This window comes from Microbacterium sp. A93, from assembly GCF_051842835.1.
On record NZ_JBPXMT010000010.1, the window covers coordinates 329534 to 355050 of the forward strand.

Annotated in this window: 26 protein-coding genes, 2 tRNA genes and 1 pseudogene; 14 read left to right on the forward strand and 15 right to left on the reverse strand. The window is 67.9% G+C overall.

Features of this window, described 5'->3' with window-relative positions; genetic code table 11:
- Positions 1-4: 4 nt before the first annotated feature.
- From frr to rpsB, 4 genes are all read right to left on the reverse strand, one after another.
- Positions 5-562 carry a ribosome recycling factor gene (gene frr / locus ACSU1G_RS24375; protein ID WP_439282601.1) on the reverse strand — a complete coding sequence of 186 codons (558 nt, stop codon included), beginning with the start codon at positions 560-562 and terminating at the stop codon, positions 5-7.
- 51 nt (positions 563-613) lie between these two features.
- A complete protein-coding gene (gene pyrH, locus ACSU1G_RS24380) occupies positions 614-1432 on the reverse strand; it encodes a UMP kinase (protein WP_439282602.1) in 819 nt (272 codons plus the stop codon).
- Between the two features lie 158 nt (positions 1433-1590).
- Positions 1591-2427, reverse strand: coding sequence for a translation elongation factor Ts (gene tsf, locus ACSU1G_RS24385; RefSeq protein ID WP_439282603.1), 837 nt, complete (start codon positions 2425-2427; stop codon positions 1591-1593).
- A 129-nt stretch (positions 2428-2556) separates the two neighbouring features.
- Positions 2557-3528, reverse strand: coding sequence for a 30S ribosomal protein S2 (gene rpsB / locus ACSU1G_RS24390; RefSeq protein ID WP_439282604.1), 972 nt, complete (start codon positions 3526-3528; stop codon positions 2557-2559).
- 367 nt (positions 3529-3895) lie between these two features.
- Between rpsB and ACSU1G_RS24395 the strand changes: the two genes are divergently transcribed.
- Entirely contained in the window at positions 3896-4498 is a 603-nt protein-coding gene (locus tag ACSU1G_RS24395) for a M23 family metallopeptidase (RefSeq protein ID WP_439282605.1), read from the forward strand.
- Between the two features lie 68 nt (positions 4499-4566).
- Here the strand turns inward: ACSU1G_RS24395 and ACSU1G_RS24400 are convergent, their stop codons facing one another.
- Complete coding sequence (locus ACSU1G_RS24400; RefSeq protein ID WP_439282677.1) at positions 4567-5730, reverse strand: glycosyltransferase; 1164 nt, start codon at positions 5728-5730, stop codon at positions 4567-4569.
- A 287-nt stretch (positions 5731-6017) separates the two neighbouring features.
- On the opposite strand from ACSU1G_RS24400, the gene ACSU1G_RS24405 reads away from it, so the two are divergent.
- Positions 6018-7178, forward strand: coding sequence for an S-layer homology domain-containing protein (locus tag ACSU1G_RS24405; RefSeq protein ID WP_439282606.1), 1161 nt, complete (start codon positions 6018-6020; stop codon positions 7176-7178).
- A gap of 37 nt (positions 7179-7215) precedes the next feature.
- Here ACSU1G_RS24405 and ACSU1G_RS24410 read toward each other — a convergent pair.
- The 8 genes from ACSU1G_RS24410 to ACSU1G_RS24445 all read right to left on the reverse strand — a co-directional run bounded on the left by ACSU1G_RS24410 (position 7216) and on the right by ACSU1G_RS24445 (position 14600).
- Positions 7216-7289 (reverse strand) — tRNA-Ile (locus ACSU1G_RS24410).
- A gap of 36 nt (positions 7290-7325) precedes the next feature.
- A complete protein-coding gene (locus ACSU1G_RS24415) occupies positions 7326-8831 on the reverse strand; it encodes a lipase maturation factor family protein (RefSeq protein ID WP_439282607.1) in 1506 nt (501 codons plus the stop codon).
- A gap of 40 nt (positions 8832-8871) precedes the next feature.
- Positions 8872-10071 carry a glycosyltransferase gene (locus ACSU1G_RS24420; RefSeq protein WP_439282608.1) on the reverse strand — a complete coding sequence of 400 codons (1200 nt, stop codon included), beginning with the start codon at positions 10069-10071 and terminating at the stop codon, positions 8872-8874.
- Between the two features lie 46 nt (positions 10072-10117).
- Positions 10118-11032 (reverse strand): DMT family transporter, encoded by a 915-nt coding sequence (locus ACSU1G_RS24425; protein ID WP_439282609.1) that lies wholly within the window; start codon positions 11030-11032, stop codon positions 10118-10120.
- The gene (locus ACSU1G_RS24430; protein WP_439282610.1) at positions 11029-11673 is read right to left on the reverse strand and encodes a CDP-alcohol phosphatidyltransferase family protein; all 645 of its coding nucleotides are present in this window, start codon (positions 11671-11673) and stop codon (positions 11029-11031) included. Before ACSU1G_RS24430 ends, ACSU1G_RS24425 begins: the two co-directional genes overlap by 4 nt.
- 24 nt (positions 11674-11697) lie before the next feature.
- Entirely contained in the window at positions 11698-12585 is an 888-nt protein-coding gene (locus ACSU1G_RS24435) for a phage holin family protein (RefSeq protein WP_439282611.1), read from the reverse strand.
- Between the two features lie 217 nt (positions 12586-12802).
- Positions 12803-13318: a ferritin gene (locus ACSU1G_RS24440; RefSeq protein WP_439282612.1), complete on the reverse strand. Its 516-nt coding sequence runs from the start codon at positions 13316-13318 to the stop codon at positions 12803-12805.
- 70 nt (positions 13319-13388) lie between these two features.
- Positions 13389-14600: an MFS transporter gene (locus tag ACSU1G_RS24445; protein ID WP_439282613.1), complete on the reverse strand. Its 1212-nt coding sequence runs from the start codon at positions 14598-14600 to the stop codon at positions 13389-13391.
- Between the two features lie 253 nt (positions 14601-14853).
- On the opposite strand from ACSU1G_RS24445, the gene ACSU1G_RS24450 reads away from it, so the two are divergent.
- Positions 14854-16500: an ATP-binding cassette domain-containing protein gene (locus ACSU1G_RS24450; RefSeq protein ID WP_439282678.1), complete on the forward strand. Its 1647-nt coding sequence runs from the start codon at positions 14854-14856 to the stop codon at positions 16498-16500.
- On the opposite strand, the gene ACSU1G_RS24455 is transcribed toward ACSU1G_RS24450, so the two are convergent.
- A complete protein-coding gene (locus ACSU1G_RS24455; protein WP_439282614.1) occupies positions 16497-18014 on the reverse strand; it encodes an MFS transporter in 1518 nt (505 codons plus the stop codon). The genes ACSU1G_RS24450 and ACSU1G_RS24455 overlap by 4 nt on opposite strands.
- 116 nt (positions 18015-18130) lie before the next feature.
- Here ACSU1G_RS24455 and ACSU1G_RS24460 point away from each other — a divergent pair.
- A tRNA-Asn gene (locus tag ACSU1G_RS24460) sits at positions 18131-18202 on the forward strand.
- Here the strand turns inward: ACSU1G_RS24460 and ACSU1G_RS24465 are convergent.
- A complete protein-coding gene (locus ACSU1G_RS24465; protein ID WP_439282679.1) occupies positions 18164-18541 on the reverse strand; it encodes a helix-turn-helix domain-containing protein in 378 nt (125 codons plus the stop codon). The genes ACSU1G_RS24460 and ACSU1G_RS24465 overlap by 39 nt on opposite strands.
- A gap of 155 nt (positions 18542-18696) precedes the next feature.
- Here ACSU1G_RS24465 and ACSU1G_RS24470 point away from each other — a divergent pair, with 155 nt between their 5' ends.
- The 10 genes and pseudogenes from ACSU1G_RS24470 (at position 18697) to ACSU1G_RS24515 (ending at position 25467) form a co-directional block, all read left to right on the forward strand.
- Positions 18697-18906, forward strand: coding sequence for a helix-turn-helix domain-containing protein (locus ACSU1G_RS24470; RefSeq protein ID WP_439282615.1), 210 nt, complete (start codon positions 18697-18699; stop codon positions 18904-18906).
- 1 nt (position 18907) lies between these two features.
- Positions 18908-19789, forward strand: a complete 882-nt coding sequence (locus ACSU1G_RS24475; protein WP_439282616.1) for a DNA-binding response regulator — start codon at positions 18908-18910, stop codon at positions 19787-19789.
- A gap of 17 nt (positions 19790-19806) precedes the next feature.
- Entirely contained in the window at positions 19807-20967 is a 1161-nt protein-coding gene (locus ACSU1G_RS24480; RefSeq protein ID WP_439282617.1) for a DUF2637 domain-containing protein, read from the forward strand.
- Positions 20964-21161, forward strand: a pseudogene (locus ACSU1G_RS24485) (helix-turn-helix domain-containing protein); the annotation flags it as partial. The gene ACSU1G_RS24480 and the pseudogene ACSU1G_RS24485, both read left to right, overlap by 4 nt.
- A gap of 381 nt (positions 21162-21542) precedes the next feature.
- Complete coding sequence (locus ACSU1G_RS24490; RefSeq protein WP_439282680.1) at positions 21543-22052, forward strand: hypothetical protein; 510 nt, start codon at positions 21543-21545, stop codon at positions 22050-22052.
- A 46-nt stretch (positions 22053-22098) separates the two neighbouring features.
- Positions 22099-22935: an RNA polymerase sigma factor gene (locus ACSU1G_RS24495; protein WP_439282618.1), complete on the forward strand. Its 837-nt coding sequence runs from the start codon at positions 22099-22101 to the stop codon at positions 22933-22935.
- Position 22936: 1 nt separating this feature from the next.
- Complete coding sequence (locus ACSU1G_RS24500; protein ID WP_439282619.1) at positions 22937-23269, forward strand: hypothetical protein; 333 nt, start codon at positions 22937-22939, stop codon at positions 23267-23269.
- A 102-nt stretch (positions 23270-23371) separates the two neighbouring features.
- Positions 23372-24004 (forward strand): hypothetical protein, encoded by a 633-nt coding sequence (locus tag ACSU1G_RS24505; protein WP_439282620.1) that lies wholly within the window; start codon positions 23372-23374, stop codon positions 24002-24004.
- Positions 24005-24080: 76 nt separating this feature from the next.
- Positions 24081-24398 carry a hypothetical protein gene (locus tag ACSU1G_RS24510; protein ID WP_439282621.1) on the forward strand — a complete coding sequence of 106 codons (318 nt, stop codon included), beginning with the start codon at positions 24081-24083 and terminating at the stop codon, positions 24396-24398.
- A 31-nt stretch (positions 24399-24429) separates the two neighbouring features.
- Positions 24430-25467: a hypothetical protein gene (locus ACSU1G_RS24515; RefSeq protein ID WP_439282622.1), complete on the forward strand. Its 1038-nt coding sequence runs from the start codon at positions 24430-24432 to the stop codon at positions 25465-25467.
- Positions 25468-25517 lie beyond the last annotated feature (50 nt).

Sequence of the window (25517 nt, forward strand, 5' to 3'; positions counted from 1 at the left end):
TCACTCAGACTTCGAGGAGTTCCGCTTCCTTGCGCTTGGACATCTCATCGATCTCATCGGTGTACCGGCGGGTCGTGGCGTCGAGTTCCTTCTCGGCTCGGCTGCCCTCGTCCTCCCCGATGTCTCCGTCCTTGACCATCTTGTCCAAGGTCTCCTTGGCCTTACGGCGCGTGCTGCGCAGCGAGACCTTGTGGTCCTCGGCCTTGTTCTTGATGAGCTTGACGTACTCCTTGCGGCGCTCCTCCGTCAGCTCCGGGATGACCACGCGGATGACCTTGCCGTCATTGGACGGGTTGGCCCCGACCTCCGAATCGGACAGTGCCTTCTCGATGTTGCGCAGCGCCGTGGTGTCAAAAGGTGAGATGAGCAGGGTGCGGGCGTCCGTGGTGGTGAAGGAGGCCAGCTGCTGCAACGGCGTGAAGGAGCCGTAGTACTCCACCATGACCTTGGAGTAGAGCCCCGGGTGGGCCCGGCCGGTGCGGACCGAGGCGAAGTCCTCACGGGTGGCCTCGATGGTCCTCGCCATCTGTTCGGCGGCGGCCTGAAGCGTTTCCTGCGTCACGTTCTCTCCTGAGGTCTGTGGTTTTGTCATCAATCCTAGGACACCGGCGTCTCAGACGGTGACGGTGGTCCCGATCCGGTCCCCCAGCAGCGCCCGGGTGACGTTGCCCTGACCCTCCATGCCGAACACCATCATGGACAGTCCGTTGTCCTTGCACATGGTCATGGCCGTCTGGTCCATGACGCGGATGTTGTTCAGCAGCGCCTCGTCATAGGTGAGGCTGTCATATTTCTCGGCCGAGGGGTCCTTCTTCGGGTCCGCGGTGTACACGCCGTCCACGCCGGACTTGGCCATCAGGACCTCGTCGGCACCGATCTCCAAGGCGCGCTGGGCGGCTACAGTGTCGGTGGAGAAGTAGGGCAGGCCGGTGCCGGCGCCGAAGATCACCACGCGTCCCTTCTGCATGTGCCGGATCGCGCGCAGCGGGATGTAGGGCTCCGCCACCTGCTCCATGTGGATGGCGGACTGTACGCGCGTGGACACCCCGGCCTGCTCCAGGAAGTCCTGCAGGGCCAGGCAGTTCATCACGGTGCCGAGCATGCCCATGTAATCGGCCCGGCGCCGGTCCATGCCGTTCTCGGAGAGCTCGGCCCCCCGGAAGAAGTTGCCGCCGCCGACCACGATCGCGATCTCCACGGCGCCCCGGGCATCGGCGATCTGCTCGGCCATACCGCGGACGGTCGAGGGATCCACACCGACCTTGCCGCCACCGAAGACCTCCCCGGAGAGCTTGAGCAGGACCCGCCGCTTCTCGGTACGGCCGGTGTCACCGTGGGTGTCCCCGGCCTGGGCGCGCTGCAGGTCCTGTGATTCGCTGAACGACGTGGCATCGCGGATATCCGGGCTGGTGCGCTTCTCAGGGCTCTCCATGGGCTGGCCTCCTGGGCGTGGCTGATCTCGTGATGGGGTGGCGTGGGCAGAGCAAAGGGGGTGGCCATCCAGTGTGGATGACCACCCCCTTCCAGGTTCTTCCGCAACGCGGTCGGTCCGATCCTACCGTGCGGGCACCGGGCCCGCCGTCCGGTGGATCAGTTGCCGACGCGGAAGCGGGCGAAACCGGTGACGGCGGTGCCGGCCTCGGACAGCACCTTGCCCACGGACTGCTTCGGGTCCTTGGCGAAGGGCTGGTCCATGAGCACGATCTCCTTGAAGAACCCGGTCAGGCGGCCTTCCACGATCTTGGCCATGGCCTGCTCGGGCTTACCCTCGGCGCGGGCCGTCTCGTCGGCGATACGACGCTCGTTCTCGACGGTCTCCGCTGGCACGTCCTCACGGCTCAGGTAGGTCGGAGCGAAGGCTGCGGTGTGCACGGCGACGTCGTGGGCCGCGGTCTTCGCGGCCTCGGACTCGGCATCCACGGCCATCAGCACGCCCACCTGGGCCGGCAGGTCCTTGGAGGTCTTGTGCAGGTAGGCATCCACGAAGAGGCCTTCCACACGGGCGATGCGGCGCACGACGACCTTCTCGCCGAGCACTGCGCCCTCGTCGACCACGTGCTCACCCAGGGTGCGCCCGTTGTATTCGGAGGCCAGCAGGGTCTCGAGGTCTGCCGCACCGGTGGACGCGGCCTGCGTGAGGACGACGTTGCCCAGTTCGATGAACTTCTCGTTCTTGGCCACGAAGTCGGTCTCGCAGTTGACCTCGACCATGACGCCGACGGTGCCGGAGACGGTGGCGGCGACCAGGCCCTCGACGGCCGCGCGGCCCTCGCGCTTGGTCGCGCCCTTGAGGCCCTTGACGCGGATGATCTCAATGGCCTTCTCGGAGTTGCCGTCGGCCTCGTCCAGTGCCTTCTTGACGTCCATCATCCCTGCGCCGGTGCGCTCACGAAGGGCCTTGATGTCAGCAGCGGTGTAGTTCGCCATGCGTGGTACCCATCCTTACCTGTAGCGGGGTAGTCCCGAAGTGGTGTTGTGGTGGTTGGTGGTTCTGGCGCCCAGGCCCCAGCCCGGGCAGACACCGGCCGGCCCCGTGTGGGGCCGGCCGGTGATGGATCACTCGGCCTGGGCAGACCCGGCGCCGGCGGCCTCGGGGCCTTCAGCGGCCTCGGCGACCTCGGCTGCGTCGGTGGAGGAGGGAACCTGGCCGGCTGCCTCCACGTCATCGCGAGCCGCCTGCTCGCCCTGCGGGGAGACCATGCCGCCGGTGGCGGGCCCGGCTTCGGCTTCGGCTTCGGCCGGAGCCTCAGCGGCCTGGGCGGCCTGGTGCTGCTCGAGGAGTTCACGCTCCCACTCGGCCATGGGCTCCTCGGCGGCCTGGCCGCCGGACTTGCCCTGGTTGCGGGCGATCAGGCCCTCAGCCACGGCGTCAGCCACCACGCGGGTCAGCAGGTTGACGGAGCGGATCGCGTCATCGTTGCCCGGGATCGGGTAGGTGACCTCGTCCGGGTCGCAGTTGGTGTCCAGGATGGCGACCACGGGGATGCCCAGCTTCTGGGCCTCGTCCACCGCGAGGTGCTCCTTCTTGGTGTCCACGATCCAGACGGCGGACGGGGTCCGGGTCATGCCGCGGATGCCGCCGAGGTTGGACTGGAGCTTGGTCAGCTCTCGCTGCAGCAGGAGCAGTTCCTTCTTGGTGTGGCCGGAACCGGCGACGTCCTCGAAGTCGATCTCCTCGAGCTCCTTCATGCGCTGCACGCGCTTGGAGACGGTCGCGAAGTTGGTCAGCATGCCGCCGAGCCAGCGGTGGTTGACGTAGGGCATGCCCACGCGGGTGGCCTGCTCGGCAATGGCTTCCTGACCCTGCTTCTTGGTGCCGACGAAGAGGATGGTGCCGCCGTGGGCCACCGTCTCCTTGACGAACTCGAAGGCCCGGTCGATGTAGGACAGGGACTGCTGCAGGTCGATGATGTAGATGCCGTTGCGCTCGGTGAAGATGAAGCGCTTCATCTTGGGGTTCCAGCGGCGGGTCTGGTGTCCGAAGTGGACGCCGGAGTCCAGTAGCTGGCGCATAGTGACGACAGGCATGTCGCTCCTTGTAGAGATTGTCGGTTGTCGACCGGCCCGTGGTGGTCCGGTCCCTGGCATGGCCTGCGGGCGAACCCGGCGCCCCCGACGCTGACCCGACCACGCCCGAGGACGGGCGATGTCGAGACCGATGGTGGGGACCTGCCGTACCTGGGACAGGCCGGCATCAGTCATACGCGTAGTCAGTGATGGACCCACGGCCGCTCAACTGGCGGCCCGGGCACACAACTGCTGGGTCGATCTTACCCCAGCGTTTCCGCTGCTCCGAACCTGTCCATTCCTCCACAACGGGCCGTTCGGGTCCACCGGTCCACAGTGGGTTGAGTCCGGACCCCACGCACGACGCCGGCCGCGCAGGATCGGGGGCATGTCACCTTGGTCTTGGCCCCGGCTGCTCGGCTTCTCCGTCCTGGTCGTGCTGGCGGGCGGCGGCATGACCCCGCAGTCCCCCGCGGTGCTGGCGGTGCACACCACTCCCCCGGCCCCTGCCCCTGCGGTGGACGCCGGCGCGTGGTCGCCACCCACCAGCGGGGACCTCCTGCGGCCCTTCGACCCTCCGGCCCAACCGTGGGCGGCCGGCCATCGCGGTGCGGACTGGGCCGTGGCGGACGGGCGGGCGGTGGCGCCGGCCGCCGGAACGGTGCACTTCGCCGGGAACGTGGCCGGGCGCCCGGTCATCACCCTGGCGCACGCCAACGGCATGTTCTCGTCCTTGGAACCGGTGGCCGCCGCGGAGGGTCTGGCCGTCGGCGACGCGATGGGTGCCGGCGAGGTGCTGGGCACCGTGTCCGCGACCGGCGGGGCGGCACCGCACTGCCCGCAGCAGTGCGTGCACTGGGGTGTGCGGGTGCCGGACGGGTGGGTGGTGGACGGTTCCGCGTGGGACCGCTACCTCGATCCGCTCGTGCTGCTGGGGTGGTCCGGGCCGTCCGTACTGTGGCCTCTCGAGGGCGGGCCGCCGGGCTCCTGACGACCCACTCGCGACTCACTGGCCACGCACTCACGCCTCGAGGACGAACGCGGGGCGGCACCGGGCTCTCAGGCGCGGGACCGCGAACGCCGCCGGGCCAGCTCACGGGCCAGGCCCACGAGGGCCTGCGCGGAGTCGTCCCAGCTGAAGGTGGCGGCGCGGTTCACCGCGGACCTGGACGCCTCGGCGAAGAGGCCCGGTCCTTCCAACTCGAGCACGCGGGCGGCCAGGCCGGACGGAGAACCGTCCCCCGCCGGTGCCTCCACTGCCCCACCCACCGGCTCGGGTCCCAGGGGCACATACCGGGCCGCGCCGCCGTCGGGCCCTCCGATCTCGCGGAAGATCTCCAGATCCGAGACCACCACCGGGGTGCCGTGGGCCATGGCCTCGGCCAGCGGCAGGCCGTAGCCCTCGGCGCGGGACAACGTGACGAGGGCGGTGGCCGTGCGCAACAGGGCCTCGTAGTCCTCGTCCGTGGTGCCGTGGTGGAAGACCACCGCGCCCTCCGCCGCCCCGGCGGCCCGGCCGACGGCGACGAGTTCGGCCTCACGGTCCGCGGTGATCCGGGACAGCAGGTGCAGCCGGTAGCCGGGCAGGTGGGCCATGGCCCGGATGAGCGTCTCGACGTTCTTGTAGTCCATGAAGGAGCCCATGTAGACGAGGTCCTTCTCCGGGGCGAGCTCGGGGTCGCGGGGCGCGGCGACGGGCTGGGGTGCGTTGCTGACGATCCGGATCTCGCGGCTCGTGAGTCGGTGGCGGCGCATCAGGGCCCGGGTCGTCGCCGAGACGGTGGCGACGGCGTCGGCCCGGTCCAGCACCAGCCGCTGGGGCCAGTAGGCGAGGTGGAAGACCCTCCACAACAGGCGGACCGGGGCGGGCAGGTCCCGCGGCGGGGTGCGGTGCTGGTAGTAGATGAGGTCATGCAGGGTGAGGATCAGCGCGTAGTCCCGGCTGGCCGAGCCCATGGTCTGCATGGGTGAGAAGACCACGTCCGGCCGGTGCGGATTCAGCTGCCGGGCGATGAGCGGTTCAGCGGGTGACGTGGGATCCGAGGCCTTCACCCACGGCAGCCCGGGCGGCAGCAGCGCCAACTGCGCCTCGTCCGAGATGACCATGGTGACCTCGACCCCCGGGGACAGCCGGGCCACCGCAGCGATCAGGCTCGAACCGTAGCGGGAGATCCCGTCATGGAAGTCGGTCCGGGTATAGCGGGCGTCCATGAACAGGCGCAGGGGTTCCTCGGTGGTGGGCACCGTCCCACGGTACCGGGCGGATCCGTTCGCGCCTCCGAGGTCCGTTGCGGTATCTGTCTCATCCCGACCTCAAATGCCGCGCACCCGACCTCAAGATGACGTTTCTATAACGGTGAGCTATCCTCGATCACGGTTGCGATTCATCCGGACACATCCTTGGTGTTCCACCCATGTCTCGCCACCGTCTCCGCGCGTCTTCCCCTGGACTCGGACCGTCTGGCGTGGGCTCTTTCCTGCTCGCGATCGCATCCTTGAAGGGGACCACTGTGTCTTCATCGTCTTCCTCCGCACGCCGTCATGCCCGGCCGCGCCACACCCTCCGGCACCGACTGGCCGCCCTGGCCGGGGTGACCGCGCTCGCTGCCGGGGTAGCCTTCGCCGGGCTGACCGGGCAGGTGGCCGCGGCCCCCTCCGCCGCCGCGGCCCAGTGCTCCTCCTCGTCCTTCACGGACGTCCCGCGGAGCTCCCCCAAATACGCACCCGTGACCTGGCTCGCCTGCCAGGGCATCACCACGGGTTATCCGAACGGCTCCTTCGGGGTCGGGAAGTCGGTGACCCGGGGCGAGGTGGCGACCTTCCTCTACCGGCAGACCGCCCCGAAGCACCCGAAGAACGGTGCGGCGTACTTCTTCGACGTCCCCGGCAAGAACGCCTTCTATTCCGCCCCCGTCGCCTGGATGGCACAGGGCGGGTTCGCCAAGGGAGGTGCCGACGGCCGGTTCCGGCCCGGCGCCCCGGTCACCCGCGGGGAGATGGCGGCCTTCATCTACCGGCTGGCCGGGGCCACGGCGAAGGGACCGAACTACTCCCCCTTCAAGGACATGGGCTGGTCCACCGGCTTCTACCACGAGGCCAGCTGGCTCGAGGCGAAGGGGATCGCCAACGGTTACAAGGGCGGCTCCTTCAAGCCCGGCCGGAACATCACCCGGGGCGAGACCGCCATCATGCTCCAGAACGCCCACCGGTACATCGCCACCCGCGGCGACGTCACCACGCCGGTGGCCAGCCCGTTGCCGAGCGGCGGCGGCAATGCCGCCGGTTCCACGGCGGCGTGGAAGACCAAGGCGGCCAACTGGGCCACCGCCAAGGCCAAGAGCCCCAGTTCCTACTACGCGTGGGGAGGCAACGGCCCGAACGGCTATGACTGCTCCGGATTCGTCATCGGGGCCTTCGCCGCCGGCGGCAAGGGTGGCCTGCCGCGCCGGGCCGCCGATCAGTACAAGGCCGCCGACAGCTATGTGCCCCTGTCCCAGGTGCAGGTCGGCGACCTCGTGTACTGGTCCAGTGGCGGCTCCGTTTATCACATCGCCGTCTACGTGGGGAACGGCCAGATCGCCCACGCCCGCAATGAGAAGGAGGGCGTGTCCATCACGAACATCAACTACGCGCCCTACAACATGCTCTCCGTGGCCGGCCGGTACAGCTGAGAACGGGGCCGGAAGGCCCCGGTTCGACGTCATGGAGTAGGGCGTCCGGGACTTGAACCCGGGACCAAAGGATTATGAGTCCTGTGCTCTAACCAACTGAGCTAACGCCCTGCGACGCCCGGTGTGGCCGGGCGCACGAGTGACATCCTAGCGCGCGGCCTGGGGCCCGATGACGGTGCGCCCGGCCGAGCGGATCCAGTAGTCGCCCGTGGCCCGGCGTTCGGCCGCCGTGGCGAATCGGTATCGGTAGGTCCGCACGCGGATGAACCGGGGCGGACGTCCCTCGAAGGGGTCACGGCCGAGCAGGCCCAGCACGGCGGGGTCCGCCGCCAGGAGCCGGGCGAGCAGCGCGAAGAACCAGCGTTGGCGGATGCCGCTGAGCGGCAGGAACCACATCATCCAGTCCAGCCGCAGGTGGTACGGCGCCACCTGGCGAGGACGCCGGCGGACGTCACCGGGCTTGCCCTTGAACTCATAGGCGTGCCACGCGGCGTCATCCTCGGGCGGCAACCCCGTGGTCCCGGCCGCAGAGCCGCCCGCCGAAGACGCCTCGGTGCCTTCGATGATCACCTCGACACGCTCCTTGGTCACGGAACCGAAAGCCCCGTAGGCGTTGCCCACCTGCCAGCGGTTGAACGAGGCGTTCATCAGCTGCCGCGGCGAGAACAGGTTCCGCAGCGCCGGGATGCTGGCCACCACGACCGCCACCGTTCCGGCCAGCACGACGACGGTCCAGTAGACCGGGATCCTGCCGGCGTCTGCGGCCAGTCCGGCCGCTCCCAGATCCACCGGCACGGCGGGCACCAGTCCGTGCAGCGCCCCGTCACCCAGCGATCCGGCTGCCAGCACGATGGTGGCCCAGTTCAGCCACGCAAAATTCCCCGTGACCACGAGCCAGCCCTGGGTGAGGATGATCACCGCGGCGCCGATCGAGGCCACGGGTTGGGGCAGGAAGAGCAGGAAGGGCACCCCGAGTTGGGCCACGTGGTTTCCGAGGACCTCGCAGCGGTGCCACCACCGCGGCTTGAGGTGCGCCTGCCGGCTCCACGGGTTCGGCATCGGCTGGGTCTGATGGTGGTAGTCCAGCGCCGTGAGGTCACGCCATTCGCGACCGCCGCGCATCTTGATCATCCCGGCGCCGAACTCAAGACGGAACACCAGCCACGCGATCAGCACGATCACCGGCGCCGGCGGCGGCACCTGGTCCGACCCGAGCAGCCCCACCGTGAATCCGGCTTCCAGCAGGAGCATCTCCCAGCCGAATCCGTAGAACACCTGGCCCAGGTTCACCACCGAGAGGTAGAGCCCGTACAAGCCCAGGAACAATGCGAGGGGCAGCCACGGCGGCCCCGCCTGCGGAAGACCCGCCAGGAGCAGCAGCGAGACCGAGATCCCGGCGACAGCCACGGCCACCAGCTTGGCGTCGTTGTACCCCCAGCGGCGAAAGAGGGTGGGTCCGGGCTGGCGTCCGGCTGCGAGCAGCTCCGTGGCGGGCAACAGGCCCCGCTCCCCGAGGAGTGGACGGAACTGGTTCAGGGTGGAGATGAACGCCACGAGGTACAGGGCCGCGACCCCGCGTTGCAGGATCTGGCGCGCCCACTCCGCGTCGGGCGCGGCCAGCCATCCCGGCAAGACCTGGGTGAACCACTCCACAACGCCGATCCTAGACCTTGCGCTGGGCCCCGGCCCGGACTCAGAGCCGGGCGCGGACCTCTTCCACGGTGGCGCCGCGGTACAGCATCTCAAACAGGTCGACGGTCTCCTCCTGCGAGTGCTGCATGGCGCGCTCGTGGGAGGCCCGTCCCATGCGGGCCCGTTCCGCCTCGCCGGCCGTGAGCACGGTCGCGAGCTTGGCCGCGAGGTCCTGCGGATCCCCCGGGGTGAACAGGTAACCGTTGTCCCCGTCCGCCACCAGGTGCGGCAGGGCCAGGGCGTTGGCCAGGACCACGGGGCGGGAGGCGCTCATGGCCTCCAGGGACACCAGCGACTGCAGCTCCGCCGTGCCGGGCTGGCAGAAGACATCGGCACGCAGGTAGGTCCGGTGCAACTCGTCGTCGCTGACATGGCCGAGGAAGTGCACCCTGTCCTGCAGCCCCAGTTCCTCCACCAGAGACCGCAGGGCCGTGCGCTGCTCCCCGTCCCCGACGATCTCCAGGTGTGCATCCACCGTGGAGGCGAGTTCGCCGATGGCCCGGATGAGCACGTCCACGTTCTTCTCCACCGCCAACCGGCCCACGAACAGGACGGTGGGGTGCTCCGGACGCTCGATGGTCTCCCCCGGCGCCAGCTCATAGGCGGAGGAGTCGATGCCGTTGGAGATGGGCAGCACGTGGTCCAGGCCGGCATGCTCGGACATGGTCCGAGCGGCCAGGGCGGTGGGGGTGGTGACGGCTGCCGTCTTCCGCATCAACCGGCCCATGTCCCGCCATGAGTTCCGGGACACGATGTCCAGGAACCACTGCGGGAACGGCAGGAACGGCTCCAGGTTCTCCGGCATGAAGTGGTTGGTGGAGATGGTGCGGACGCGCCGCTTCTCCGCCTCGTTGATGGCGGCCTCACCGATCATGTAGTGGCATTGCACGTGCACCACGTCCGGGCGGATCTCCTCCAACAGCGCACCGATGGAGGTCCGGGCGTGCTTCGGGAACACGAGCCGGTAGTACTCGTGGGTGAAGGCCCGCACGGACTGCAGCCGGTGGATGGTGGCCTCGTCGTTGTATTCCACGGAGTCCGCACCGGGCTCGTTGCGAGCCGCCACCACGTGCACCCGGTGCCCGCGGGCATGCAGTGCCCGGGCGAGCCGGTAGCAGAAGACTGAGGCTCCGTTGACGTCAGGTGGATAGGTGTCTGCTGCAATGAGGACCGTGAGCTTCCGGTCGGATGCTGCCGTCACGGGAAGGGGGCTCCTTTGCGAAGGTGGTGGTTACTGCCTCGCGGATCTAGTCCTCCGCCGTCATGGTGGCGGCACGGCGGGACATCTCCCGACGCTTGATCACGTCCGGGTGGTGACGCGACAGGGCGATCACCCCGAGCGTAGCAATTCCGGCCGCCGCGACCATGCACCAACCCACCCACCAGGGCTGATTCGGCTGTAATTCTCCGAGCACGATGATCCCGGTGAGCACACCGACCATGGGGTCCACCACCGTCAACCCGGCCACCACGAGGTCCGGAGGTCCGTGCCGGTGGGCCATCTGGACGAAGTAGATGCCCAGGAGTCCGGCGCCGGCCATGACCCCCAGGTGGTACCAGGGGATGCCGGCCACCCCGCCGGCGTCACCGCGCAGCAGGTGGATGGAGGCCAGCCGCACGAAGACGGCGACGAAACCGAACAACACGCCAGCGCCGAGGATATAGACGAAGGCGCTGGGCCGGCGTCGTACCACCACCGCCAGGAGCGCGAACAACGCCGTGGCGGTGACGGCCACGATGGCCGTGAGGTGCTCCTGCCCCAGGGTGGGGGCCGGGTTCTCCTCGGTGGCCACGATGGCGATCAGCACGAACCCGGCCGAACCCGCCACGCAGGCGGTGATGGCCCAGACGGTCAGACGGTTCAGCCGCAGCCGCTGGATCCGGGCGTTGAGCACCGTGGTGATGACCACGGCGATCGCGCCGATCGGCTGCACCACGGTCAGCGGTGCCGTGGCCAGGGCGTACACGTTGAGGATGATCCCCCCCACCATGAGGGCGCCGCCGGCCAGCCACACCGGGGAGCGGAACAGGGTGAAGATCCCTGAGCGGGGGTGCAGTCGGAGCGTTGCCTCATGGCGCCGGACGCCGACGGACTGACGCTCACTGCCCAGGGCGAGACAGAAGGCGGCCGCGAGGGCAGCCAGGATGGAGAGCCATTTCATGACCGGGCCCAGCTGGCCCGGTCTCGGGGGTCCAGGCCCCGTCCGATCAGCTCCCGGCGCTTGCGCACACATCCCACCAGGTAGTCGCCCGCGGCCCAGAGGTGGCCGAGGCAGCCCAGCGCCAGCAGGATCGTGGCCGCCACGGTGAGCGCGGTCTCGGCCAGTCCGGGCACCTGGGCCAGCAACAGCAGGGGGGTCGCCACCAACAACAGTGCCGTACGGACCTTGCCCAGCGCCGTGACCTCGAGTTCGGGGCTGCCGCGGAACATGAGGAGGGCGGCCACCGCCAGGACGGCATCCGGGATGATCAGGGCGGCCACCAGCCACCAGGGGGCGATCCCGGTGGCCACCAGGGTGACGGCGACGACCACCAGGGAGAGTCGGTCCGCCAGCGGGTCCAGCCACTGCCCCACCGTGGAGATCTGGTTGAAGCGCCGGGCGATGTACCCGTCCACCCAATCGGTACTGGATAGGAGCGCCAGCACGATGAACGCGGTCAGGTGTTGCTCGGTGACCACCAGCCACACGAAGACCGGGACGAGGCAGAACCGCAGGAGGGTGATGCCGTTGGGGACGGTCCAGAACCGGTCGGTGATCACATAGTCGATGTCATCCCGGGTGCCCGCACCGATCAGCCGCATGTACTCGAACGCCTGGTGGCGTGATTACTTCTTGAGCTGACGGGCGAAGACGGCGATGGCCGTGGACGCCGCACCCAGCAGGGCCAGCGGCTGCCAGCGGTCCTTCACGTACTCGCCGGCGTCGTTGGCCTTCTGGCCGGCCCGGGCTCCCGTGTGGTGCGGGGCGGTCGGCGAGGTCTGGTCCTGTCCTGGAGTGCCGGCCGCTGCGCCGTGCTTGGCCTGGGACGTGAAGGCGGAGAACTGGGACTTGAGGTCTGCCTTCTCCTCGAGCCCGGAGCGCAGGTCACCCAGGTGCTGCCGGCGCAACTGCGTGCGGCGGCGCAGCTCGGCGTAGGAGGCGGCCTGGACGGTGGCGTTCTTCGGCGCCTCGCCGCGCTTCTTGGCGGCCTTGTCCTCTGCGGCAGCCGCCTTGCGGCGCTCCTCCTCGCGGGCTGCGGCGATCTTCTTCTCCTCGGCCCGCTGGGCCTCCAGGCGGTCGAACTCCGCCGGATCGAAGGCATTGCCTTCCTTGAGGTAGCCCATGTCATACTTCACGCCCTGGATGGTCTCCGCGGGGACCAACGGCATGGCCGCCTTGACGCGCAGCAGCCCGATCAGGATCAGGATCAGGGAAACCACCAGCGCTCCGGCGGCCACCATCAGGGCGGAGAACCAGAGGGGGCGGTCCTGGGCGAAGCCGCCGATCATCGCGACGATCAGGGAGACGACCGTGATGAACAGGAAGAAGAGGCCGACGACAGCCAGGCCGATGCCGATGCCGGCGGTGATGCCCTTCTTGCCCATCTGGCCCTTGACCATGGCCAGCTCGTCCTTGAGCTGCAGCGGGAGCAAGCGGACCGCAGTGGTGACCAGATCGATCAACGAGCTGGAGCGAGTCTGGTCCGAAACGCGGGGAGAACCCTGGTTGGCCATGGAGGAACGCCTTCCCTGTGGTCTACGACTGGAATCCGGTACTGACCCGGACGGGTCCGGGCAGGTCAAACCTACCACCGACTTTCGTGGCCTCACCCCAGCTCACTTGACAGTTCAAGTGATTCGGGTAGAGTCGCGTCCAGCCGGTGTCGCCCCACCCCCCCTTTAAGGCGGCACCGGCTTTTCCCTGCCCTGAGAGGGCCTCGTGGGTGGGGCGTCAGTGCGCCTCGGTGGTGCCCACGGAACGCGAACCGAGCTCCGCATCCAGGCGCAGCAGGCCGGCACCGTCATCACCGATGAGCTTGATCCGGCCGACGATCTCACTGACCGTGGCCTCCTCCTCGAGCTGCTCGTCCACGAACCAGTTCAGCAGGGGGCGGGAGTCGAGGTCCCCGGCGGCGTCGGTCTCGCGGTACAGGTCCCGGATGGCGTTGGACACCTTCACCTCATGGGCCAGGGAGGCCTCGAAGATGGCCAGGGGCGAGAGCCCCCGCTCGACGACAGGAGCATTGATCGATCCGATCTCGGCATGGTTGTCCCGGTCCACCACATGATCGATGAACTTGTTGGCGTGGACGATCTCCTCGTCCGCCTGGTGACGCAGCCACGCGGCCATGCCGCTCAGATCCTGCTCATCGGCCTCGATCGCCAGCTGGCGGTAGACCAGCGACGCCTCGAATTCGAGGGTGATCTGTTCGTTGAACTTCTTCAATAGGTCATCTGAAAGCTTCATGGGACCACAGTATGACGACAGTCGCGCCGTGTCATCGAAGGAAAGGCTGGCCAAACGAAGGCAAGCCTGACTAGGACGCGGTCACCCGGTAGCTGAGCACCATCTGGACGGCGGAGACCACCAGCACGACCACCAAGGCCATCGTCCAATCTCCCAGCAGCCCGTTCATCAGCCCCAGGCCGAAAGGGCCGAGGGCGGCTCCGAGATACCCCAGCGACTGCGCGAGCGTGGACAACGCCGTGGTCTCCGCCGAGGTGGACCCGCTACGGCTGATCAGCAGCATCAGCAGCGGGAAGACGCAGAAGCCGAGTCCCATCAGGATCGAGGTGCCGACCGCCCACTCCACCGGCGCGAACAACAACACCACGTAGCCGGACAGCGAGGCACTGCAGGTGATCAGGAACGCCGTGCGCAACAGCCATGGCCGGCCGGCCATCGCCAACAGCACCATCATGGCGGGGATCCCCACCAGCTGCATCAGCCCCAGCATCAGACCCGCCGTGGCCTCGTCGAGGCCGCGCGAGACCAGGATGTGCGGATACCACCCGAGGACGCCGTAGGCCAGAAAGGCCTGGGCCGCGAACAGGGCCGTGAACAGCAGCCCCTTGCGGGTCTTCAGTAGCGGCCAGGGTGAGACATAGGGGACGCCCTGGCGTGCAGCCCCGTCATCGGCCAGCCGGCTGCGGACGGCCAGGGGCAGGAAGACGGCCAAGGCCACCGCGGCCGGGAGGGCCCACGCCGCCAGACCCAGGGTGGGCGAACCGAGGCCGGCGGCGATCGGCACGGCCGCCGCCGAGGCGGTGGTGGCCCCGATGGTCATGGAAACCGTGTACACCGCCGTCATGGTGGCGGCACGTCCCGTGTGGTGCTGACGGATATAGGACGGCATGGCCACGTTGCACACCGCCAGACCGCTCATGCCGATGACCGTTCCGACCATCAACATCAGCGTGGAGTCCACGGCGCGGACCGCCAGACCTCCCGTGAGCAGGAGCAACGCCAGCGCGATGGCCGGCTCCAGCCCCACCCTGCGAACCAGCCAGGCGGTCGCCGCACCGGCCACCGCAAAACACAGCACCGGGACGGTCGGCAGGAGGGAGGCGGCCAGCGCGCCATAGTCCAGGAGATCCTGCAGGGCATGGAACAGGGGTCCGGCGGAGGCTATCCCGGCCCGGAGGTTCAGACCGATCAGCACCACGGCCGCCACGGAGACCAGCACCACCCGCGAGCGCCTGGGGCCACGCCCGGGTGGCTGCGGCGGCCCCGCGGGCGTTCTGATCATGGCCTGAGGATAGCCGCCGGTGACACACGGACCGTCCCGGATAGAATGTCCCCCATGCATGATCTCGGTATCGCCTCGGTGAGGCTGCGCCCCGCCCGCTGACGGCGGCCGGCCCCTCACCCTCATCCACCGACCGTCGTCCCGGTCCCCGCCGGGCGGCCCTTCGGCGCGCCCGGCTCCATGACGAGTCGAAGGCAGTACCGTGAACCACCCCCACCCCCATCCCCATCCCCATTCCACCCTGTCCCCTGCCCTGTCCACCGCCCTGCCCACCCTGCCCGCCGGCGCCGCGGCCCACCTGCGCGCCGAGGGCCTACGCGTGGTCCGCGGCGGCCGCGAGATCCTGCGCGGAGCCAGCGTGACCGTGTCCGCCCGGTCCCGGCTGGCGATCGTCGGCGAGAACGGCCGCGGAAAGAGCACCCTGCTGCACGTCCTCGCCGGAACCCTGAGGCCCGACGACGGCTCGGTCACCCGGGCGGGCACGTGCGGGATCGTCGAACAGACCCTGGACGCCGGCCCCGGCCAGAGCGTGGGCACGCTCGTGGGCGAGGCCATCGCCCCCTCGCGACAGGCGCTGGCCGCACTGGACACCTCGGCCGAGGCGCTGGCCCGCGGCGAGGCCGGAGCCGAGGACGACTACGCCGCCGCCCTGGAGGCGGCCACCCTGCTGGACGCCTGGGACGCCGAGCGCCGCGTGGACCTGGCCCTGGCCGGCCTGCACGCCGTCACCGACCGCTCCCGGCCGCTGGACCGGCTGTCCGTGGGCCAGCGGTACCGGGTCCGCCTGGCCTGTGCGCTCGGCGCCCGGTATGACCTGTTGCTGCTGGACGAACCGAGCAATCACCTAGATGCCCAGAGCCTCGCCTTCCTGACCGAGCGGTTGCGCGAGCACCCGGGCGGACTGGCACTCGTCACCCATGACCGGGCGCTGTTACAGGACGTGGCCGAGGAGTTCCTCGACCTGGACCCGAGCCAGGACGGACGGCCCGTGCTCTACGCCGGCGGCTACGAAGGCTGGCAGTCGGGCCGGCTGGCCGCCCGCGAGCGCTGGGAGCAGGATTTCCAGGCCCAGGCCGCCGAGCACCGGCGCCTGGCCGGGGCCGCCGACGCGGCCCGGGACCGGCTGGAGTCCGCGTGGCGCCCTGCCAAAGGTCACGGCAGGCATCAACGCCAGAGCCGGGCACCCGGCGTCGTGCAGGCCGTCAAGCGGCGCCAGGCGGACCTGGAGGCGCACCGGATCACGGTGCCGGAGCCGCCCCTGCGGCTGACCTTCCCGGACCTGACGGTCCGCGCGGGGCAGCCGTTGCTGCACGGCGGCGGCGTCTCGGTGGCCGGCCGGCTGGACGGCCCGGTGGACGTGCGGCTGGCCGGGGGCGAACGGCTGCTCGTGACCGGGCCGAACGGAGCGGGCAAGTCGACGGTGCTGGGCGTGCTGGCCGGCACGATCGCACCGGACACCGGCGAGGTGCGGCACCTGTCCGGGGCACGGATCGCGCTGCTCGGTCAGGAGCCGCCGTCCTGGCCCTCGCGGATCCTCGCGCACGAGCTGTACCGGAGCCACGTGCACCGGCTGCTGGCGGCCGGCACCCACCGCGAGCAGGACCTGATCCCGATCGGCGCCACCGGGCTGATGGACGCGGAAGCCCTCCGCACCCCGGTGGGGGCCATGTCCGCCGGACAGCAGTCCCGTCTGCACCTGGCGCTGCGGCTGGCGGAGCGGCCGGATGTGCTGCTGCTGGATGAGCCGAGCAACCACCTCTCGGCGCCGCTGGTGGACGACCTCACCCAGGCACTGCAGGAAACGCCCGCCGCCGTGGTGGTGGCGACGCACGACCGGCAGATGCTGCGGGACCTGGGCGGGTGGCCGCGCCTGGAGCTCGGAGGTGCTCGCGAGGCCTAGTTGGCCTCGTAGGCGCTGGCCGGGGTGCCGGGGCCGTAGTGGCGCAACAACCAGCCGGTGGCCACGGCGGCCACGGCGACGACCGCGGTGACGATGACCAGCACGGTGACGAACGCCGTGTCGTAGGCGGCACCGGCGGCGGCCAACAGGTCCGGGTCGTCGCCGGCGAGGGCGGCCGCGCCGGACATCGAGTCCGCGGCCCCCTCCGGGGCGCCGGCCGGCAGCCGGACCGTGACGGTGTAGAGCAGGGTGGCCAGGCTGCCCAGCAGCGCCACCGCGAGCAGGTTGCCGAACTCGTAGGACACCTCCTCCACGGAGGAGGCCATGCCGGCCTGGCGGGAGGGGACGTTGCCGATGATGGCCGTGGAGGCCACGGACATGGTGGCACCCAGGCCGGCCCCGGTGAGCACGAGCCCGGTCACTAGCCACGGGATGCTGGTGGTGGCGCCCAGGGCGGTCACGACCATGCCGACGGTGGCAACGGCGAATCCCCCGGAGACCAGGGTGCGCAGCCCGAGACGGTGCAGGCTGGCTCCGCCGGCGAGCGCGGCCGGCATCGACCCCACGGCCACGGCCGCCACCAGGAGCCCGGACTGCAGGGGTGTGAAGCCCTCCACAAGTTGGAACCGCTGGGTGGTGACGAGCTGGACGCCGCCGATCACGAACATGGAGCAGGCCGCCGCGAGGACCCCGGCGGAGAAGGCCCGGTTCCGGAAGACCCCGAAGTCCAGGACAGGGGCGGCGAGGCGGTGCTGGCGGTGGGTGAAGGCCCACCCACCGGCTACGGCCACGGTCACGGAGACCGCCAGGACCGGCCAGGAGGGGGCCGGGCCGGTGGCCTGCTTGATCGCGAACACGGCCCCCGTCAGCGTCGCCATGGCGTAGACCGAACTCAGGGCGTCCCAGCGCGTGGAGCGGTCCGTTCGTCCGCGCGGGGCCACCCACGGGGTCAGGATCAGGGCGGCGAGGACCACGGGCACGTTGATGAGGAAGACCGACCCCCACCAGAAGGCCTCCAGCAGCAGCCCGCCGATGATCGGGCCGAGCGCGGCCCCCACCAGGGAGATGCTCCCCCAGACGCCGATCGCCACATTGCGCTCCCGCACGTCATCGAAGCCGATGCGGATCAACGCCAGCGTGGCGGGCATCATGCACGCCGCACCGACCGCCAGCAGGGCGCGCGCGGCGATGAGGACGGAGACGACCGGCGCGAAGGCGGCCACGAGGGAGGCCACCCCGAAGACCACCAGCCCGGTCAGGAAGAGCCGCCGGTGCCCGTACCGGTCCCCCAGGGTCCCGGCCCCCAACAGCAGACCGCACATCACCAGCGGGTAGGCATTGATGATCCACAGGGATTCGGAGGCGTCGGCCCCCAGCTCCGCCGTCAGCGTGGGCAGGGCCGTGTAGAGGATGGTGTTGTCCAGCGTGATCAACAGCACCCCGGCACTGACCGTGACCAGCAGCAGCCAACGGCGGGCGGGGGTCAGCGGGGCAGGCACAGCGGCGGAGGTCACCGCAGAACTCTAGTCCCCGGGCCCGACGGCGGCCGGGCACCGGGGATTTCACAGTTCTGCCGAACTTGGGTACAGTAGAACCCGCTGTCCAGCTGTTCCAGGAACGGCGACAACGGTCCCGCGTAGCTCAATGGCAGAGCATTCGACTGTTAATCGAAGGGTTGCTGGTTCGAGTCCAGCCGCGGGAGCTTCTCGGAAGTAGATTTACCCGTATCGAGCGCAGCAATTGGTGCTCGGTCGCGAAGGCCCTCGTCCCGCATAGCGGGACGGGGGCTTCTTTCGTTAAGTAGCTCGTTACCGAGCAGCCGACTCAGTGGGATGTCGAGGAAGTCGGCGACTACGAAAAGTTCGTCGATGCCGAACGGTGTCCGACCCGATAGGCGTTTTGACACCGCAGTCTGCGAGAGCTGCAGCGCCGCCGCCAGATCCACCTGCTTAGCGCCTGCACGGACCAACCAAGTCTTTACCTCCAAACCGACCTGGCGATTCAGGCTCGTGGAGAAAGTATGGGTGATTTCAGCGGTCATGTACTAAGACTAAGCACCACGTGCAGGAAAGTACACCCTGAGCTTATTCCTATGGCCTCATGGCATCGTCCCTATTGACTGACTTTACCTCACGCAATACGGTAGGCGTCATGACCAACTACTCACGAAAGCTTCGATCAAACATTGGAGCCGAGATGGCCCGAAACGACTTGAACCAACACGACGTCGCTTCTGCCCTCGGGATGACGCAGACGGGGCTGTCCGCCCGACTCCGAGGCCGAACAGAGTTCCGTCTCTGTGAGCTACTGGCCGTGGCGAATCTCCTCAACGTGCGTCTCGAGGTCTTGCTTGATGGACTTCAAGAGGCATCAGAGTCCGGCCACGATCAGATCGCGGCGGTCTGACATGGAAGACCTGGCGTTGGACGAAGGGGCTGCAGCCAATAAGCGAGGTGACCTCGCTGCTGATGCCGCACGTGAATTGACGGATCGGATACGCACTGGTTTGGAGGGCGTTTACCAATGGATCAAGGCGGCTTATCAGGGCCGAGCCTGGTTGACAATGGGGTATTCATCCTGGGATGAGTACGTGACGAGAGAGTTCGGGAACCTTCATCTGCGGCCTCCCAAGGAGGAGCGACAAGAAGTCATCCTCTCGATGCGCGAGGCGCGGATGAGCACACGTGCAATCGGCCAAGCCACGAATCTCAATGACCGCACCGTTCGTCGCGAGTTGAAGGCAGCGGGCGCGGCAAATGCCGCACCTGACCAACCCACTGTTCAAGGCAAGGACGGTAAGACTTACGCGGCATCGCATCCGTCACGGCCGGTGGAACCCATTATCGAGGACGCAATAGATGTCGATGCAGTGGGTGTTCCTGTGCCAGGGCAGTTGTCGGTGGACGAAGTGATGGATTTGCCGGCGTCGGTGGCTGGGGTGGAGCCGTTGGACCTGGCCGAGCGTGCTGGTGTGGGTCGTGAGCGGGTGTTGCGGTTGTTGCGGGAGTTTCATGGGTCGGGGTCGGCGGCGTTGCCGATGACGATCAAGTTGGCGTCTCAGGTGGCTGGGCTGGTGTCCCCGGTGACGGGGCGATCGGAGGTGCCGGAAGAGCGGCTGCACGAGCTCGCTTATGACGTGTCCCGAGGGTTGTGCGTTCTCGCACATGCGGCGGTCACCCTCCGGGAGTCAATGACCTCCGGTGAGTCGGAGGCGGCGATCAAGGCAAACCTGCGGGATTCGATGGGTGAGCTGGACCGGGTATTGCGCCAGATGGCGGGATCGACGTGAGCGGTGGAGTGCAAGTGATGGCCGGTGACGTGGGCAGTACGAAACCCCCGGCGGTGGAGGGGGATGGTGCCGGGGGCTTCATTTCAGTATCGACAGACGCCTTGGGAACGGCTGATGCTGTCGATGCGCCACAGGCTAACAGTCGGGTGCAGGCCCGGGCCACCGCAGCCAAGGGTCCACGTCGGATCAATCCGGACGACGGTCGATTCATCCGGGCGGTGGTCGCCGGAGTTGTGGTCGCGGGTGTGGTGGCGTTCGCAATCTCCTTCACGGCACTGTACGAGGTGGCCGGTTGGTTGGGGTTGCCACCGTTCATGTGGTGGGCGGTACCGGTGTTCATCGACCTGGCCATCCTGGTGTACGCGGCGTCAGTGCTGGTGCACAAGGCCCGTGGCGAACGAACACTGGCATCTTGGGCAGCGTTGGGCACTTTCACGGTGTTGTCGGTGTTCGCCAACGCAGCCCATGCGTGGTCGTACGTCCAGGACCACGACCAGGCTTGGCAGGGCGTGGTGGGGGCTGTCATCGCCGGGATGGTGCCGGTGGCGATCTTCGTGGCCACGGAGCAGCTCTCGCGGGTGGCGGTGGAGGACCCGGAGTCCCGGCGGGCCGAGCTGAGGGAACAGTCGCGGATGGAGCAGGCCCGAGCCGAGCACGATCGGCAACTGGTGCGGCTGGGATTCGAGCGTGAGAAACAGGAACGGCAGATGGCCCATGAGCGGGTGATGGCCGAGCGCACGGCCGAGCTGGACCGGGAACGGCATCGGACGGAAGTGGCCAAGCTCCAGGCCAGTCGAGACCTGGAGGTCAAGCTTGCCATCCAGCCGGTACCTGAGCGCCACTCCCCCGACACGGCACACCAGGCAGCGCCGAAGGACAAGTCGCTGGACCAGAACATGGAGGCTGTGGAGGAACCGAATGCAAGCGGGCTGCATGTGGTTCGCGGCGGCCCGCCAACCTTTCCTATCAGCAAGCCCGGCGTGGGCGGTGCTCTGGATGAGGTGGCCGAGTTCGTCACCGCCCAGATGGCAGCTGGCGTTGAAGTCAGCGCCACGATGCTGGCCGAGCAGTTCGGGATATCGGAACGCACCGGCCGGCGGCGGCTGAGCGCCCTGCGTCAGGAGCGTCCTGAGGTGTTCAGCGAACTGGTCTCCGGCAACCGGAGGGAACAGGCATGAGCATTCAGGCCTTGAACTGGGCACGCTTGGTCGGCGCCCAGGGGGTGCTGCGCCCAGCGGAGGTATTGCTGTTGTGGATGCTGGCTGACCACGCTGACGAGGCGTGGTCCTGCCACCCGTCACAACAGAAGCTCGCGCGGGAGTCGAACCAGTCCAAACGCACGGTCACCTCACAGATCGGACGGCTCCGCCAGTTGGGACTGATCAGTGTGGAGAACCGGTACGGGCGGGGACGGGGCCGGATCGGAGTGCGCTACTACCTCCACGAAGACGCCCTGAGCGGACTCGTTGACGGCACCGCTGACGGCACTGTTGACGACTCAGGTGCAAATGTTGCTCCTCGCACGGAGGTGCGAAAGGCAGAAGCTGCGTCCCGCAGTAGGACGCGAGAGGCAAAAATTGCGCTTGACTCCGAAACCACCGAAAACACGCCAGAGGCAAGTTCTGCGTCTGAGTCACTCAGACGCAAATCCGTGCACGACTCAGACGCAAATCCGGGTACAGGGCACTTAAGGGAACACGCGCGGATTAACCCCCATCAGAATCCTCATCATCCTCACGGCTCGGGATCTTCCGTGACGGCGGGTACCCGGTCCGCTCCGGACGATAACGACGATGACCGCGGGATGTATCGGGGTGTGAGCCTGGCCCAGCTCTGCGAGCTGGTGCCAGAGCTGGCACAGATAGAGCTCGAGTACGTGCCATCGCTAGTGGACGTGGTGTTGGACCGGGCCACCGCCCGGGTCGCGGCGCCGACCCGGTACGTGGCCACGGCGCTACGAGCGGACTTCGAGGGCATCCTCGACGCGGCCGCCGATCGGTGGCCCTTCCACCACCGGCCCCAGGGGGTGGAGTCGCCCGCTCTGGCACCGCGGTCCGCGCAGGCGGTGGCGGCAGAAGCTGCAGTGCCGGCGGTGCCATGTACGAATCCGGATCATGACGGGATCTACAACCCTGCAGATTGCCCACAGTGCCGGCTGGAGAACCGCCTTGCACCCACGACACAAGATGCGGACGTCGATCAGCTAAGCGCGGAGCAGCTCGAGACGCTGCCGGCGTCACTGCGTCGCAGGATTAGCGCCTGACCGGACCAGCGGGACAGCACGAATTAGGCCCTTGGAGGGGTGGACGATGAGGGATCAGATCGTACGGGAATCAGCTGCTCTGGATGGTGTAGAACTCGCAGAGGCGGTGGCAAGGGTGCGTCCGGTGATCGTTTCGCAGCTCGGAGACATGGGGTCGACGGCTGATGTGGACGACGTGGCGCAAGCGACGTGGGAATCGGCCTGGAGTGCGCGGCATCGGTTCGATCCTGCGCAGGGATCGTTGCATGCCTGGGTGGTCACGATCGCTCGGCGTCGGGCGATCGACCGAGTCCGAGCATTTCAGCGCGACACCGTGCTGCAAGGGCAGGCTGAGCAGCTGGCCGAGGGACGGGTTCAGTCAGCTGTCACGCTGACGGCCGCGGACCATTCCGAGGCCACGGTGAACGCGATAGAGGCTCAGCAGCGCGTCGGGCGGGTACTCGGGGTGGTCGAGCAGGTCATGCAGAACCGCGAAGCTACCTCCCGGGCGCTGGCCTTGGTGCTGGTGTTCGGTGATGACGTGGCGCTGGCGGCCCGGGGACTGGGTGTCTCGGCCGAGGTGCTGCGCCAGTCTCGCCGGGAAATGATCCGGTGTTGTCAGGTGGTGACCCGGGCCCAGGAAGCTGCGGATGCCGGTGGCCCGGTGACGATGCGGACGCTGATCGGGTGTCTGCCGGCCGATGGGGAGTCCGGGGACTGGGTCCGACAAATGGCGTTGGCCTGCGCGCAGGCCGGTGGTCGGTTCGAGGCGGTGACCGTGGGTCATGTGATGGAGGTGACCGGGTTCAGCCGCAATACGGCCCGGCAGTACCTGGCCGAGACCCGGCACTTGTTGCAGGTCGCGATGACCGTGTTGTCCGAAGAGCCAAAGACGAGGCAGTGAGATGACTTCCCCGATCCGAACCGCCCACGACGGCACCACAGATGACCAAGACCTGCCCAGTGCCGGTGTTGCCTCCACCTGGGACAACATGAGCGGTGTCCGCGAGTCCCGTGGTGAACGTCGACGGCGCAGAAGAGCAGAGCGGCGGGCCAAGGTAGGTCAGTCCCGCGAGACCTGGATCGCCACGACGATGGAAGCCGATCTTCCCGACTCGGCGCGTCGGTGGGTGCCGGACTGGGCCTCGACCGGACGCGGCCGGGTGCTGCTGGCCGTGGGAGCCGTGATCGCCTTACTGCTCTGGACCGTGGTCTTCATTGTGATTGTCATTTTCTGAGATTGACCAAGCGTCGGGCCGCAGGCACAGGGAGCCGACGCGGACACACATCGTCGTGTCGGAAAGCGAACTGCTCTCAAGGAACCATTCAAGGAGGACACCATGCTCGACGGTATTGACCCCTGGGGCCTGACCGGGCCAGGCGGTCTCAACGCGGTCGCCGGCCTATTCCTTGGCGCGGCCATCATCTTTCTGGGCATTGGCATTGTCTTAGGCGTCATCCGGTGGGCCGGGGGCAGGTTGTCCAGCTCGTCGAACAGTTCTGGCAAGGGCCTGAAGATGATCGCTGCCTGCGTAGTCGGAGCTGTGGTGCTGGGCAGTATTGGCGGGGCGGTGCAGTGGGGATCAACTATGGGCACGTCCTCGCTGATGCCCGAGGCCGCCCGACCCGGGCAGGTCGTCATCGACCGGAAAGCTCCCAAGACGACCTGCACTTCGCAGGCCGTGCGCGACTTCGATGATGAGTCCAACCCACCGTCCAATGAGCAGCGGTATGCGCTGGCGTCGAAGGTCGCCGGTCAGCAGATCGACTATCGCGTCAATGAATCGAATCAGCAGCCACAGATGAGATCTCTGAAGTGGTACCCGGCCGGCCCGGACTGTTCGAGAGAAAACACTCGGGCGGCCGAGTGCACTGAAGTCGAGATCGGGATCGAGAGCAGCGGTATCGGCTTCGGCGGGGTTGCTGCCACGGACGCCAGGAAAGTCATCGTCGGTGACGGGTGCCCTGCGTAAGTCCCAGACGCTTCCCGTGCCCGAAGGGGGCATGGGTGACGCCCTGTAGAGGGGCACGAGCAAAAGGAAACCAACTATGAACGAACTGAATGAGCTGACTGATCTGGCGGTAGTCGCTCAAGGCTATAACCCGGGCATCAGCCCGAACTTCAATGCCCCGTGGATGCCCTCACTGCAAAACATCGGCGGGATGGTCATGGCCACCGCCATCGTGGTGCTGGGCATCGTGCTCGTCCTGGGCGCAGTGCTCTGGGCCGCAGGCAAGCTCGGCGCGGGCCCTAACGCCCAGGGCGCGGGACTCAAGGTCCTGCTCTACGGAACGCTCGGAGCCGTCATCATCGGATCGGCCGGCGGGATCATCGCCTGGGCGACCGGGGTCCCCCTGTTCGCCTGAACCTGATGCGCGCGGCAGGAAGGGGCCGGTCTTGAATCTGTTGGAACCGATGCAGGCATTCCTGCGTGACGGCATCCTGGCGTTCGCCACCGCGGCATGGGCTTTCATTCGGGATTCGTTCTCGGCCGGGTCCATGACCAGTGAGTGGTGGATGACCATCGTGGGCGGAACCGTGGTGGTGAACGTGGATGGTCAGGCGGCCACCACGATTGAGCACCCGGGGATGCTCAACGTCATGGTGCTGGCCATGATCCCTTTCCTGATGATCTTCGTCGCTGTACAGGTGATCTGGTCCCTGTTCCGATCTTCTACGGCCGGGGTGATCCGGGCACTGACGGTCGCCGTGGTGTCCGTCCCAGCGGTGTACGTGGTCGCCGGGCTGATGTTCGTGGTGCTCGGCGCAGTAGACCAGATGAGCCTGTGGATCCTGCAGGTCGGGGAGACTGGCGGGGACGAAGCCGCGTTGGGGGCCATCCTGCACTTGTTCGGGCTGACCTATGACCCGGCCAACGGTGAAGTGTTGATGGATGAGAACTACGCCCAGTGGCAGATGGCCACCAACAACGAGAACCCGGGTATGGCGATCCTGCCGTTCATCATCGGCATCATCATTGTCTTGGTCTGCCTACTGCTGATGCTCATGATGATCTTCCGCCTGGTGGTCATCGTGGTGTTGACCGCGATGATGCCCGCCGCCGTGTTCAGCCTGAGTCTGGAGCCGGCCAAAGCGGTGTTCTCCCGGTGGCTGTCGGTGGTCTTCGCGCTCATCCTGGCCAAACCGGCGGCGGCACTGGTGGTGAAGATCGGCATGATCTCCGCATCGATCGGCTCTGATTGGGTCCAGCTGGCCGCCGGACTAGTGCTGATCGTGATGGGTGCGGCGATGCCGATTCTGATGCTCACCATGGTCTCGTTCATGACCGGAGGCGCTTCCGACTCCATGGAACGCGCCGCAGCGTCGAGCGGAAGTAACACCGCACGCCAGACCACAAACGTGGTCCGGGGTGGGGCCCGCAAGGCCGGACAGATTGCCCGCCCCGTTCAATCCGCAGCCCGTCTCGGCCGGTAAATCCCCCACTCATAAAAGACCTCGGAGAAGACAGAGCCGAAGTACGAGAG